General features: G+C 73.7%; 13 protein-coding genes. 2 read left to right on the plus strand and 11 right to left on the minus strand.

Annotated features, from left to right (window positions below):
- Positions 1–39: 39 nt before the first annotated feature.
- The 5 genes from secG to gap are packed head-to-tail and all read right to left on the minus strand — an operon-like array spanning position 40 to position 5,116.
- The gene (gene secG, locus VGP36_09085) at positions 40–276 is read right to left on the minus strand and encodes a preprotein translocase subunit SecG (GenBank protein ID HEV7654871.1); all 237 of its coding nucleotides are present in this window, start codon (positions 274–276) and stop codon (positions 40–42) included.
- Between the two features lie 60 nt (positions 277–336).
- A complete protein-coding gene (locus VGP36_09090) occupies positions 337–2,070 on the minus strand; it encodes an ABC transporter substrate-binding protein (protein HEV7654872.1) in 1,734 nt (577 codons plus the stop codon).
- A complete protein-coding gene (tpiA, locus tag VGP36_09095; GenBank protein ID HEV7654873.1) occupies positions 2,067–2,888 on the minus strand; it encodes a triose-phosphate isomerase in 822 nt (273 codons plus the stop codon). Before tpiA ends, VGP36_09090 begins: the two co-directional genes overlap by 4 nt.
- A gap of 1 nt (position 2,889) precedes the next feature.
- The gene (locus VGP36_09100; GenBank protein ID HEV7654874.1) at positions 2,890–4,095 is read right to left on the minus strand and encodes a phosphoglycerate kinase; all 1,206 of its coding nucleotides are present in this window, start codon (positions 4,093–4,095) and stop codon (positions 2,890–2,892) included.
- A 13-nt stretch (positions 4,096–4,108) separates the two neighbouring features.
- Positions 4,109–5,116 carry a type I glyceraldehyde-3-phosphate dehydrogenase gene (gene gap, locus VGP36_09105; protein ID HEV7654875.1) on the minus strand — a complete coding sequence of 336 codons (1,008 nt, stop codon included), beginning with the start codon at positions 5,114–5,116 and terminating at the stop codon, positions 4,109–4,111.
- A gap of 136 nt (positions 5,117–5,252) precedes the next feature.
- On the opposite strand from gap, the gene VGP36_09110 reads away from it, so the two are divergent.
- Entirely contained in the window at positions 5,253–5,495 is a 243-nt protein-coding gene (locus VGP36_09110; protein HEV7654876.1) for a hypothetical protein, read from the plus strand.
- 54 nt (positions 5,496–5,549) lie between these two features.
- On the opposite strand, the gene whiA is transcribed toward VGP36_09110, so the two are convergent.
- Genes whiA through uvrC form a run of 4 tightly spaced genes read right to left on the minus strand, consistent with a single transcriptional unit; the run spans position 5,550 to position 10,422 of the window.
- Positions 5,550–6,530 carry a DNA-binding protein WhiA gene (whiA, locus tag VGP36_09115; protein ID HEV7654877.1) on the minus strand — a complete coding sequence of 327 codons (981 nt, stop codon included), beginning with the start codon at positions 6,528–6,530 and terminating at the stop codon, positions 5,550–5,552.
- Positions 6,521–7,540 (minus strand): uridine diphosphate-N-acetylglucosamine-binding protein YvcK, encoded by a 1,020-nt coding sequence (gene yvcK / locus VGP36_09120; GenBank protein ID HEV7654878.1) that lies wholly within the window; start codon positions 7,538–7,540, stop codon positions 6,521–6,523. The genes whiA and yvcK overlap by 10 nt, the downstream gene beginning before the upstream one ends.
- Positions 7,533–8,405: an RNase adapter RapZ gene (gene rapZ / locus VGP36_09125; protein HEV7654879.1), complete on the minus strand. Its 873-nt coding sequence runs from the start codon at positions 8,403–8,405 to the stop codon at positions 7,533–7,535. Before rapZ ends, yvcK begins: the two co-directional genes overlap by 8 nt.
- The gene (gene uvrC / locus VGP36_09130) at positions 8,398–10,422 is read right to left on the minus strand and encodes an excinuclease ABC subunit UvrC (GenBank protein ID HEV7654880.1); all 2,025 of its coding nucleotides are present in this window, start codon (positions 10,420–10,422) and stop codon (positions 8,398–8,400) included. The genes rapZ and uvrC overlap by 8 nt, the downstream gene beginning before the upstream one ends.
- 177 nt (positions 10,423–10,599) lie before the next feature.
- On the opposite strand from uvrC, the gene VGP36_09135 reads away from it, so the two are divergent.
- Positions 10,600–11,031: an SsgA family sporulation/cell division regulator gene (locus VGP36_09135; protein ID HEV7654881.1), complete on the plus strand. Its 432-nt coding sequence runs from the start codon at positions 10,600–10,602 to the stop codon at positions 11,029–11,031.
- A 481-nt stretch (positions 11,032–11,512) separates the two neighbouring features.
- On the opposite strand, the gene VGP36_09140 is transcribed toward VGP36_09135, so the two are convergent.
- Both VGP36_09140 and VGP36_09145 read right to left on the minus strand, forming a co-directional pair.
- The gene (locus tag VGP36_09140; protein HEV7654882.1) at positions 11,513–12,253 is read right to left on the minus strand and encodes a hypothetical protein; all 741 of its coding nucleotides are present in this window, start codon (positions 12,251–12,253) and stop codon (positions 11,513–11,515) included.
- A gap of 162 nt (positions 12,254–12,415) precedes the next feature.
- Positions 12,416–13,307 (minus strand): excinuclease ABC subunit A (locus VGP36_09145; GenBank protein HEV7654883.1); only part of this gene is annotated, 892 nt, incomplete at its 5' end.

Raw genomic sequence — 13,307 nt, forward strand, 5'->3', positions numbered from 1 at the left:
GGAACCCCGGACGTGCTCCGGGGTCTGGGGAAGGGCTATTTAGCCGCCGGCCTTGAGAAGCAGGCCGAGGCCGACGATGCAGATGGTCCAGACCGCGCCGCAGAACAGCGTCAGGCGGTCGAGGTTCTTCTCGACCACCGAGGATCCGGACAGCGACGAGGAGACCGAGCCGCCGAACATCGACGACAGGCCACCACCCTTGCCGCGGTGCAGGAGGATGAGAATCACCAGCAGTGCGCTGGCAATGATGAGCACGATGGACAGGCCGATGATCATCGCCGGGTGGGGTCCTCTGTCGGTTCGCGGAGCAGTACGGATGGTGCCGAGAGCGTCAGCCTACTCGACTCCGAGCGACGCGAGATCGTAGCCGCGGTACGCGGGCTGCACGTACGCGTTCCGCAACCGTGCGCTACCGAGCAGTACGGCCCGGTCCTCGACCAGCGGCGCGTATCCGGCGGTGTTCATCGCCGTGGCCGCGACCTGGCGCCAGGCCGCGGTCGCCTGGACCGGGTCGAGCGTCGCGGTGGCCTCGTCGATCGCCTCCTCGTCGCCGGACAGCTCGGCCACGTTCGGGTTGGCCGAGGTCTTCACGCTGCGCCCGTCCACCAGCGGGTCCAGGAACGCGTACGGCGAGGGGAAGTCGGCCGCCCACTCGGCCACGATCAGCCCGAGGCCGTCGGCCCGGACGGTCGCGGGCGCGCCGGCCACCGAGGCCAGGAACGTGCCCCGCGGGTACTGCTTCGGGGTCGCGGCGATGCCGACCCGGGCCAGCGAGCGGACGACGACGTCGGCGGCGACCTTGCCGCGGCCGTCGTTGACCGTGCCGAGCGTGGTCGAGAAGCCGTTCGGCTGGCCGCAGTCGGCGAGCTCCTTGCGCGCCGCGACCAGGTCGCCCCGGTTGCCCTCGCCGGTCGGGTACGGCGCGGTGGCCGGGTAGCCGGGCAGCGCCCGGGGCCAGAGCGTGGTCGCCAGCGAGGCCGCGTACGGCCCGCCGAGGGCGTCCTTCACCGCCGCCTTGTCCAACGCGTACTGCACGGCGCGGCGGCAGTGCACGTCGCCGAGGGCGCCGACCGCGGACGGCATCGCGACGAACCGCAGCGTGCCGGTGCTGGGGTCGTCGACCCGCGCCGCCAGCGCGGGGTCGTTGAGCGCCTCGGCCGCCGCCTCCGGCTGCAGGCCGCTGCCGGAGACGTCGGCGTCGGCCGCACCGGAGAGGACCTCGCGGTCCCGCTCGGCCGGCACCACGTTGGTCCTGAGCACGATCGTGTCCGGCAGCGCGGTCCGGACCGGGTCGCTGGCCTTGGACCAGTGCGGGTTGCGGGCGAAGGTGATGGTGCCGGCCTTGGTCGCGCTCGCGATCCGGTACGGCCCGCTGGACAGCGGCTTGGTCCCGTAGGTCGCGCCGGTGTCGGCCCTGGCCTCGACCGGGCTGGCTGCCGGCAGTGCCAGCACCTCGTCCCAGTCCGCGAACGGCCGGTCCAGCGTGAACGTGATCGTCCGCGCGTCCGGGGTGGCGATGGTCTTCAGCCCGCCCTTGTCGGTGTACGGCCCGTCGTACGGCTTGGTCCTGTCGTCCAGCAGCTGCAGGGCCCAGGTCGGCCCGCCGGTGATCACCTCGGAGGCGAACTGCCGCTCGATCCCGTACTTCACGTCGGCCGAGGTCAGCGGCCGGCCGTCCTCCCAGGTCAGGCCCGGGCGCAGCGTGTAGGTCCAGGTCCGGCCGCCGTCGGTGGTCCGTCCGGGCGCGGTCGCCAGGTCCGGCACCACCCGGGCGCCGTCCGAGCCGGGCTTGGGCGCGTACGCCACCAGCTGGCGGGTGTAGAGCCGCATGACGTTCCAGACGCCGGGCGAGTACGACCGCTGCGGGTCGAGACTGTCGACCGCACCGGTGACCAGCGTCAGGGTCCCGCCGGTCTGGGCCGACGGGGCCCGGATCCCGCTGCTGCCGGTGTCCAGGCCCCGGACCGAAGCCGGATCGGACACCGGCGCGGCCGGGGAACCGGAGTCACAGGCCGCCAGCCCCAGCCCGAGCACGAGGGCGAGGATCGGGACGAGGCGGCGGCGTCTCACCGCCTGGCTGCGCCGGACTGGGCCGGGATCGCCGCCCGGCAGATCGTGGCGAACTCGCCGCCGTCCAGGCTGGCGCCGCCGACCAGCGCGCCGTCGACGTCGGTCTTGACCATCAGCTCGGCCGCGTTCTTGCCCTTGACCGAGCCGCCGTAGAGGATCCGGACCTGGTCGGCGAGGTCCCCGGAGTAGCGCTCGGCCAGCCGGGTGCGCAGCTCGCCGCACATCTCCTGGGCGTCGTCCGGGGTGGCGACCTTGCCGGTCCCGATCGCCCACACCGGCTCGTACGCGACGACGAGGGAGCGCGCGTTCTCGGCCGGCAGCTTCGCGATCGCGGCCTCCAGCTGGGAGCCGCAGTGGGTCACGTGCTCCCCGGAGTCACGGATCTCCAGCGGCTCCCCGACACAGAGGATCGGCGTGAGCCCGTTCTTGTACGCCGCGGCCAGCTTGGCCGCGACGAGCTCGTCGGTCTCCTGGTGGTACTGCCGGCGCTCGGAGTGGCCGACCACCACGTACGAACAGCCGAGCTTGGCCAGCATCGCGCCGCTGATGTCGCCGGTGTAGGCCCCCTGCGGGAACGGCGAGAGGTCCTGCGCGCCGTGCGAGAGCAGCAGCTTGTCGCCGTCGATGAGCGTCTGCACGCTGCGCACCGAGGTGAACGGCGGCAGCACGACGACCTCGACGGCCTCGAGCTCGGTCTCCTTGAGGCTGAACGCGATCTTCTGGACCAGCCCGATCGCCTCGAGGTGGTTCAGGTGCATCTTCCAGTTGCCGGCCACCAGGGGCCGGCGCCCGGAGCGGGGGGCGGCGGAACGGGCCACGTCAGGACTCCAGCACGGCCACGCCGGGCAGGCTGCGGCCTTCCAGGTATTCCAGCGACGCGCCGCCGCCGGTGGAGATGTGGTCGAAGCGCTCCTCGCCGACCCCGAGCAGGCGCACCGCCGCGGCCGAGTCGCCCCCACCGACCACCGAGAACGCGGAGCTGGACGCGATCGCCTCGGCCACCCCGCGGGTGCCGGCCCGGAACGGACCGACCTCGAAGACGCCCACCGGGCCGTTCCAGAACACGGTGCCCGCGCCGGACACCGCGCCGCCGAACGCGGCCACGGTCGCCGGGCCCATGTCCAGGCCCTCGAGCTCGGCCGGGATCTGGTCGGCGTCGACCACGTGCGTCGCCGCGTCCTCGCTGATCCCCTCGGCCACGACGATGTCGACGGGCAGCCCGATCCGGTCGCCGTCGCGCTCCAGCAGCCGGCGGCAGGTCTCGATCTGGTCCTTCTCCAGCAGCGAGTGGCCGACCTCCCAGCCCTTGGCGGCCAGGAACGTGTAGCCCATGCCGCCGCCCACCAGCAGCCGGTCGACCTTGGGCAGCAGCGCGGAGATCACGCCGAGCTTGTCGGAGACCTTGCTGCCGCCGAGCACCACCACGTACGGCCGCTGCAGCTCGTCGCCGTGGCCGGCCAGCCGGGACAGCACCCGCAGCTCGCCGAGCAGCAGATCGCCCGCGTACGCCGGGAGGCGGTGGGCGACGTCGTAGACGCTGGCGTGCTTGCGGTGCACGGCGCCGAAGGCGTCGTCCACGTAGGCCCCGCCGGAGCCGGTGAGGGCGGCCAGCCGGCCGGCGAACGCCTCCCGCTCGGCGTCCTCCTTGCTGGTCTCGCCCGGCTCGAAGCGCACGTTCTCCAGCAGCGCGACGCCGCCGTCGGTGAGCTTGTCCACGGTCGCCCGCGCGTCGTCGCCGACGGTGTCGGTCGCGAACGCGACCTCCGCGCCGAGCAGCTCACCGAGCCGCTCGGACACCGGACGCAGCGTGTACTTCTCCTCCGGCGCACCCTTCGGGCGGCCCAGGTGGGCCGTCACGATCACGCGGGCGCCGGCCCCGGTGAGCCGGGTCAGGGTCGGGACCGAGGCCCGGATCCGGCCGTCGTCGGTGATCCGGGTCCCGTCGAGGGGGACGTTGAGGTCGGAGCGGACCAGCACGCGCCGGCCCGACACCCCCTCGGCGAGCAGGTCGTCGAGCGTCTTCACCGATGCGCCGCCGTCAGCTCAGCCGGGCGCCGACGAGCGCGACGAGGTCGGCCAGCCGGTTGGAGTAGCCCCACTCGTTGTCGTACCACCCGACGACCTTGGCCTGGTTGCCGATGACCTTGGTCAGGCCCGAGTCGAAGATGCAGGAGGCCGGGTCGCCGACGATGTCGGAGGAGACGATCGGGTCCGAGGTGTAGCGCAGGTAGCCCTTGAGGGTGCCCTCGGCGGCGGCCGCGTAGGCCGCGTTGACCTCGGCCACGTCGGTCTCGCGGCCGAGCGTCACGGTCAGGTCGGTGCAGGAGCCGGTCGGCACCGGCACCCGCAGCGCGTAGCCGTCCATCTTGCCGACCAGGTCCGGCAGCACCAGGCCGATGGCCTTGGCCGCACCGGTGCTGGTCGGGATCACGTTGATGGCGGCGGCGCGGGCCCGGCGCAGGTCCTTGTGCGGCGCGTCCTGCAGGTTCTGGTCCTGCGTGTACGCGTGCACCGTGGTCATCAGGCCGCGCTCGATACCGAACGTGTCCATCAGGACCTTGGCCAGCGGGGCCAGGCAGTTGGTCGTGCAGGACGCGTTGGAGATGATCGTCTGCGAGCCGTCGTACGCCGAGTCGTTGGCGCCGAGCACGACGGTGAGGTCCTCGCCGCTGGCCGGCGCGGAGATGATGACCTTCTTGGCCCCGCCCTGGTCGACGTGCTTGCGCGCGTCGGCGGCCTTGGTGAAGAACCCGGTCGACTCGATCACCACGTCGACGCCGAGGTCGCCCCAGGGCAGCGCGCCCGGGTCGCGCTCGGCCAGGATCTTGATCTCCTTGCCGTCGACCGTGATGCCGGCGTCGGTGACCTCGACCTCGTGCTTGAGCGGGCCGAGGATGCTGTCGTACTTGAGCAGGTGCGCCATCGTCTTCACGTCGCCGAGGTCGTTCGCGGCGACGATCTCGATGTCGTGGTGGCTGGCGTCGACCGCGCGCCAGAAGTTGCGGCCGATGCGGCCGAAGCCGTTCACGCCGACGCGGACCGTCACGATGGACCCTCCCCTGCTGCTGATGTTTGCGGGAACGACCCTACCGGGAGCCCGGCGGACTTCCGGCATCGAGGCAACCCTGTGGACAACTCCGCGCCGGGGCATCGCCGCCGGGATCATGGGGTAAAGCAGCGGCATGGTTGACGGACCTGTACCCGACACCGCGATGGACACCAAGAGCGAGGACAACGATCCCGGCAGTGACCAGGACCTGACCACGCCGCTGACCGACGACGAGCAGGCCATGCTCGAGCGGCTGCGCGCGGCCGGCGTCACCGCTCCCGAGGACACGCCCGGCGCCGACACCACGTTGCCCGGCGCGCCGCCGAACACGCCGCCGGACCCGCTCGACCCGGTCTTCCAGGAGCCCAGCCCGTAGGGAGCCGGACCGCGCCCGGGCCGGCCGGCAGCCGGACCGCGCCCGGGACAACGCTCAGGGAGCCAGCATCTCCGGGGTGACGCTGGACTCCGTGTCCGGGATGCCCAGATCGGCGGCCCGCTTGTCGGCCAGCGCCAGCAGCCGGCGGATCCGCCCGGCCACCGCGTCCTTGGTCATCGGCGGGTCGGCGAGCTGGCCGAGCTCCTCCAGCGAGGCCTGCTTGTGCTCCAGCCGCAGCTGGCCGGCCTGGGCGAGGTGGTCCGGCAGGTCGTCGCGGAGGATCTCCAGCGCCCGCTGGACCCGGGCGCCGGCCGCGACCGCGGCCCGGGCCGACCGGCGCAGGTTGGCGTCGTCGAAGTTGGCCAGCCGGTTGGCCGTCGCCCGGACCTCGCGGCGCATCCGCCGCTCCTCCCAGGCCAGCACGCTCTCGTGCGCGCCGAGCCGGGTCAGCAGCGCCCCGATCGCATCCCCGTCCCGGACCACCACCCGGTCCACCCCGCGCACCTCGCGGGCCTTGGCCTGGATGCCCATCCGGCGGGCCGCGCCGACCAGGGCCAGCGCCGCCTCCGGCCCGGGGCAGGTGATCTCCAGCGAGGAGGACCGTCCCGGCTCGGTCAACGACCCGTGCGCCAGGAACGCCCCCCGCCAGGCCGCCTCGGCGTCGCAGACGCCGCCGGAGACCACCTGCGGCGGCAGTCCCCGTACGGGCCGGCCGCGCTGGTCCAGCAGCCCGGTCTGGCGGGCCAGACCCTCGCCGTCCTTGACCACCCGCACGATGTAGCGGTTGCCCTTGCGCAGCCCGCTGCCCGCCAGCACCTGCACCTCGCTGGCGTGCCCGTACACCTCGGCGATGTCCCGGCGCAGGCGGCGCGCGGTGGAGCCGGTGTCCAGCTCCGCCTCCACGACCACCCGGCCGCCGACGATGTGGAGCCCCCCGGCGAACCGGAGCAGCGCGGAGATCTCCGCCCGCCGGTCGCACGTCTTGGTCACCGACAGCCGGCTCAGCTCGTCCTTCACGGACGCCGTCATGGCCACTGGCGTACCCCCGCCTTCCGTCCCCCGTCGTGTGCCAACCCGGCCGTCTGCTCCACGACGACCGGCAACTCTTCGAGCACCTGCTGATATGCCGTCGCCAGCCGCTTCGGGTCGTGTCGCGGCGTACCGTCCCCGGCTGCCACCGGAGCGAGGACGAGGCGGGCACCGAGCGCGGACACGCCCGACATGAGACCACGCGCGTCGGACACCGCGTCGGTGTCCGCCACCACGGCGTCCACCCGGAGGCCCGGCGCGTGGGCCGCGAGCACCTCCAGGTACTGCTGCGGGGAGAAGCCGGCGGTCTCCCCCGGCTGCGCGGCCAGGTTCAGGGCGACCACCCGCCGGGCCGGCGTCGCCACCAGCGCGGCGAGCAGGTCCGGGACCAGTACGTGCGGCAGCACGCTGGTGAACCAGGACCCCGGCCCGAGCACGACCAGGTCGGCCTCGGCCACCGCTCGTACGGCGTCCGCGCAGGCCGGCGGGTCGGCCGGCACCAGCGACACCGACACCACCCGGCCGATCGTGGTCGCCACCGCGACCTGGCCGCGGATCCGCCGGACCCGGTCCGGGTCGGCGTCGTCGAGGCCGGCGACCTCGGCCGAGATCTCCAGCGGCTGCGGGCTCATCGGCAGCACCCGGCCGACCGCGCCGACCAGCCGGGCGACCGTGTCCAGCGCCGCGACCGGATCGCCGAGGGTCTCGGCCAGGCCGGTGAGCACGATGTTGCCGACCGGGTGGCCGGCCAACGCGCCGGTGCCGCCGAAGCGGTGCTGCAGCACGTCGGCCCAGGTGTGGCCCCACTCGTCGTCGCCGGCCAGCGCGGCCAGCGCCATCCGCAGGTCCCCCGGCGGCAGCGCGCCGAGCTCGCGGCGCAGCCGGCCGGAGGAACCGCCGTCGTCGGCGACGGTGACGACCGCGGTGACGTGCCGGGTCAGCCGGCGCAGCGCGGCCAGCGAGGCGGCCAGGCCGTGGCCGCCGCCCAGCGCCACCACGCGGGGCGGTCTACTCACGCCCCAGGTCCCGGTGCGCCACCGTCGTCTGGACGCCGTCGCCGACCAGCCGCTTGGCGATCTCCTCGGCCATCGCCACCGACCGGTGCCGGCCGCCGGTGCAGCCGATCGCCAGGGTCAGGTAACGCTTGCCCTCGCGCTGGTAGCCGGCCCCGACCAGCCGCAGCAGCTCGGTGTAGACGTCCAGGAACCGACCGGCGCCCTCCTGCGAGAGCACGTAGTCGCGGACGTCCGGGTCCTGACCCGTATGCGGGCGCAGCTCCGGGATCCAGTGCGGGTTGGGCAGGAACCGCACGTCGGCGACGAGGTCGGCGTCCATCGGCAGGCCGTACTTGAAGCCGAAGGACAGCACGGTCGCCCGCAGCGCGGGCATCCCGCTCTCGTCACTGAACTGCTGCTCCAGCTGCCGCCGCAGGTCGTGTACGGACAGCCGGCTGGTGTCCACGACCAGGTCGGCGACCGACTGCAGGTCGGCCAGCAGCTCCCGCTCGGCGGCGATGCCGTCGACCAGCCGGCCGCCACCCTGCAGCGGGTGCGCGCGCCGGACGTTCTCGAACCGGCGGACGAGGACCTCGTCGGCCGCCTCGAGGAAGAGCACGCGGGGACGGTACCCCCGCTCGTCCAGGTCTCCGATCACACTCCGCAGATCGGCCGAGAACGCACGGCTACGGACGTCGACCACCACCGCGATCTTGGTGACCCCGCCGGAGGTCCGGCTGCCGAGGTCGACCATGGCCGCGATGAGCGAGGGCGGCAGGTTGTCCACGACGTAGAAGCCGATGTCCTCCAGACATTTGGCGGCGGTGCTGCGGCCCGCGCCGGACAGCCCGGTGACCACGACCACCTCAAGGCCCGGCTCAGCCATCCAGTACCTCCCCGGTGATCGGGTCCACGGCCGGACCCGGTTGCGCGTCCTCCCGGTGCAGCGCCGCGCAGACCGCCTCGGCCGTCCGCCGCCCCACACCCGGAACGGCCATGATGTCCTCCACGGAGGCCGCGCGGAGGCGCTTCAGCGAGCCGAATTGCCTCAGCAGCGCTTTCTTGCGCGTCTCCCCCAGCCCCGGTACGCCGTCCAGGGCCGAGGTCGTCATCGCCCGGGACCGCTTCTGCCGGTGGTACGTGATGGCGAAGCGGTGCGCCTCGTCCCGGACCCGCTGCAGCAGGTAGAGCCCCTCGGACGTGCGCGGGAGGATCACCGGCTGGTCCTCGCCCGGCAGCCAGACCTCCTCCAGCCGCTTGGCCAGCCCGCACAGCGCCACGTCGTCGATGCCGAGCTCGGCCAGCGCGGCCGCGGCCGCCGCGACCTGCGGAGCGCCGCCGTCGACCACCATCAGGTTCGGCGGGTACGCGAACTTGCGCGGCCGCCCGGTCTCGGGGTCCAGCGGCCCCGGCCGTTGCGGCGCCGCGGCCGGGTCGCCCGCGGGATCGGCGTTGTCGTCGGCCTCCTCGCCGGTGTCGATCCGCTCGTCCAGGTAGCGGGCCATCCGGCGGCGGATCGTCTCGTGGATCCACTGCACGTCGCCGCCCTCGACCCCGCCGTCCGGCCCGCCCGGGCCCGTGCCCCGGATGGCGAACCGGCGGTACTCGGACTTGCGCGGCAGCCCGTCCTCGAACACGACCATCGAGGCGACCACGTTGGTGCCCTGCACGTGCGAGACGTCGAAGCACTCGATCCGCAGCGGCGCGGTGTCCAGGCCGAGCGCGTCCTGGATCTCGGCCAGCGCCTGGGACCGGGCGGTCAGGTCGGTGGCCCGCTTGAGCTTGTGCTGCTGGAAGGACTGCTGGGCGTTGCGGGCGACGGTCTCCATCAGGGACCGCTTGTCCCCGCGCTGCGGCACCCGCAGGCTGACCCGGGCGCCGCGCAGCTCCGCGAGCAGCTCCTCCAGCACGGCCGCGTCCGGCGGCAGCTCCGGCACCAGGACCTCGCGCGGCGGGCTGTCCCCGTCGTCGGTGCCGTAGACCTGCAGGCAGAACTGCTCGACCAGGTCGCCGGTGGTGACGTCCTCGACCTTGTCCACGACCCAGCCGCGCTGGCCCCGGACCCGGCCGCCGCGGACGTGGAAGACCTGGACCGCGGCCTCCAGCGCGTCCTCGGCGAAGGCGACCACGTCGGCGTCGGTCCCGTCGCCGAAGACGACGGCCTGCTTCTCCATCGCCCGGCGCAGCGCCCCGATGTCGTCGCGCAGCCGGGCCGCCCGCTCGAACTCCAGCTCCTGCGCGGCCGCCGCCATCTCCTTGTCCAGCCGGCGGATCATGCTGTCGGTCTTGCCGGCCATGAAGTCGCAGAAGTCCTCGACGATCTGGCGGTGCTCGTCGGCGTCGACCCGGCCGACGCAGGGGGCCGAGCACTTGCCGATGTAGCCGAGCAGGCAGGGCCGGCCGATCTGGCCGGCCCGCTTGAACACCCCGGCCGAGCAGGTCCGGGCCGGGAACACCCGCAGCAGCAGGTCGAGCGTCTCCCGGATGGCCCAGGCGTGCGCGTACGGCCCGAAGTAGCGCACGCCCCTGCGCTTCGGCCCGCGCATCACCTGCAGCCGCGGGAACTCCTCGTACAGCGTCACGGCCAGGCTCGGGTACGACTTGTCGTCGCGGTAGCGGACGTTGAACCGCGGGTCGAACTCCTTGATCCAGTTGTACTCGAGCTGGAGCGCCTCGACCTCGGTGGTGACCACGGTCCACTCGACGCTGCCCGCGGTGGTCACCATCTGCCGGGTCCGCGGGTGCAGGTTGTGCAGGTCGGCGAAGTACGAGTTCAGCCGCTGGCGCAGGCTCTTGGCCTTGCCGACGTAGATGACCCGGCCGCGCTCGTCCCGGAACTTGTAGACACCTGGCTGCTCCGGGATCGTGCCCGTGGCAGGCCGGTACGTGGTCGGGTCGGGCACGGGCCGAGAGTACGCGCGCACGGCGCGCCGCTCCGGCTCGCCGGGGACACCGACCGGGTCAGCCGAGTGGCGGCCCACCCCGCGGGGTGCGACCCTTCGAAGTGCCCGGTCCGCGGCCGGGCGAACCGGCCGAGCCGACGACCGGAGCCCCCGACCCCCGACGACCGGGACCGTGCGATGACCGAGAACGTCAGCTGGGAGATCGTCCTCGGCGACGGCCGGCCCTGGCGCGGGCATCTTCCGGTGCTGCGGCTGTCCTGGTCCGAGAACGACCCGCTCGCGGTCGTGGTCGTGGTCGGCGCCCGGCCCGCGCACCCGGCCCTGCTGCGTGGCCGCTGGGTGCTGCTGCGGGACGCGCTGCGGGCGGTGCTGTCCGCCGAGGACGGCAGCCCGAGCGTCTCCCGCCCGGCCGGGCACGTCTCGATGTCCCGGCAGGACGAGCACGTCACGCTGACCCTGCGGGCCGCCTCGCTGCCGTGCGTGGTGACCGTGCCGGCCGGGCCGATGCGGGAGTTCCTGGCCGAGACCGAGGCGTTCGTGCCGCCGGGGCGGGAGTCCTGGGCGCCGGCACTGGACGCCGAGATCGCGCGCATGCTCCGCCGGGACTGACGGCAAACCTCGCTCGTGTCGCGCCTGTAGTCGATCTTCCGGCGCCGCTACGCTCTGCATCAGCTTCCGGTCCCGACGATCCCGCTCGGTCCAGCCTCCCCGCACGGCACGGCTCCCCCGCACGGCAGCGCTCGCGCGCCTCCCCAACGCGGCTCTGCCCATCCCCACGCGGACGGTGTCCCCGGGTCTCCCTCGTCGACGGCCGACTTGCCAGCACGGCAGCACGTCCCGCCGCGACGACGCGGCTCCCGTACGACCCGTCCCATCCCCGCACCGGCAGGCTCCCCCGCACGGCAGCGCTCAGCGCGACCCCGACGCGGCTCCGCCCATCCCGTACGCGGCCCGGACATCGGTCGGCCCGGGAGCCTGCCGCGACGCGGCCGCGGACGGCACGCCGTGTTCCCCGCATGGCTCGAACAGACGACCGACCCCCGCACCGCAGCCTTCCGTGCGCCGCGGTGCGGGGGTCGTTTGCGTGCGTTCAGCTCCCCGCCGCGGTCGGGCGGCCGGCGATCAGGTTGGCGATCCGGTCCCCGACCGGATCCCACCGGGCGTCGAACCGCTCGGCCCGCCGGGCCGCCCTGGCCGTCTTGGCCTCGCCGTACCGGCGCCGGGCCCAGATCGAGTTCGGCCGGGCGATCCGGGCGGCGCCGGTCCAGGCGAACACCGGCAGGAAGATGCCCAACAACGCCGTGGGGTACTTGCCCTTCGCCGCGCAGACCAGCACCAGGACCGCGTGCACGGTCACGGCGCCCGCGATCCCGCCGCGCACGCCCTCCTCGGTCGGGCCTACGTCGCTGATGCCGAACGGCAGCGTGCCGACCAGCGCGAAGGCCAGGCAGGCGAACGTCAGGCTGACCATCTCGACCGACAGCCGGCCCTGGTCCGACCAGTACACGTCCTGCAGGTGCAGGATCAGCGCGAACTCGTCCAGCACCAGCGAGGTGCCGACGCCGACCGCGACCCCGGCCAGCTCCTGCCAGGGCGAGCGGCCGCGGACCCCGACCGCGGTGATCGCGCCGATCACGAGCAGCAGGATCCCGGGCACGGCATGGTGCATGTGCGTCCCGCTCGCGCTGACCCTGTCCTTGAACGGGCCCACCCCGGCCCGGATCATCCGGGTGATCGCCCGGGTCGCGAGGAACGTGACCACGAACGCGGCCGCGCACAGCAGGAGCGGCAGCTTCCCGGGCTCGATCACATCCCGCGACCACCACCCCATGCCGCGTGACGCTACCGGGCGGCCGGCCGGGGCGCCCGCGACCGGTTGGCCGGCCGACCCTCCGACCGACCCTCTCCGGCCCGGCGTTGCGGCCCGGCGTTGCGGCCCGGCGTTGCGGCCCGGCGCCGGGGCCGCCCGGTGCCGGGCCTGACGCCCCGCCGCTCAGGCCGAGGCCTTCGCCTTCCGGGCGGAAGCCTTCTCGGCCGGCGCTTCCTTCGCCGGAGCCGCCTTCGCGGGGACGGTCTTCTTCGGCGGAGCCGCCGCCTTCGCCGGCGCCTTGCGGGCCGGCGCCGTACGCCGGGCAGCGAGGATGTCGCGCAGGAACCCGCCGGTGTGGCTGCCCGGCACGGCCGCGACGTCCTCCGGGGTCCCGATCGCGACGACGGTCCCGCCGCCGCCCCCGCCCTCCGGTCCCATGTCGATCACCCAGTCCGCGGTCTTGATCACGTCCAGGTTGTGTTCGATCACGATCACCGTGTTGCCGGCGTCGACCAGCTTGCCCAGCACGCCGAGCAGCTTGCGCACGTCCTCGAAGTGCAGCCCGGTGGTCGGCTCGTCCAGCACGTAGACCGTGCGGCCGGTCTGCCGCTTCTGCAGCTCGGAGGCGAGCTTGACCCGCTGGGCCTCGCCGCCGGACAGCGTCGGCGCGGGCTGGCCCAGCCGGACGTACCCGAGGCCGACGTCCACGAGCGTCTGCAGGTGCCGCGAGATCGCCGGGACGGCCGAGAAGAACTCGTTCGCCTCCTCGATCGGCATGTCCAGGACCTCGGCGATGGTCTTGCCCTTGAAGTGCACCTCGAGCGTCTCCCGGTTGTACCGGGCCCCGCCGCAGACCTCGCAGGGGACGTACACGTCCGGGAGGAAGTTCATCTCGATCTTGATGGTGCCGTCGCCGGCACAGGCCTCACAGCGGCCGCCCTTGACGTTGAAGGAGAACCGGCCCGGCTGGTAGCCGCGGATCTTCGCCTCGGTCGTCTCCGCGAACAGCCGCCGCATGTGGTCGAACACGCCCGTGTACGTCGCCGGGTTGGACCGCGGGGTCCGCCCGATCGCC

The organism is Mycobacteriales bacterium, from assembly GCA_035995165.1.
Lineage (GTDB): Bacteria > Actinomycetota > Actinomycetes > Mycobacteriales > CADCTP01 > CADCTP01.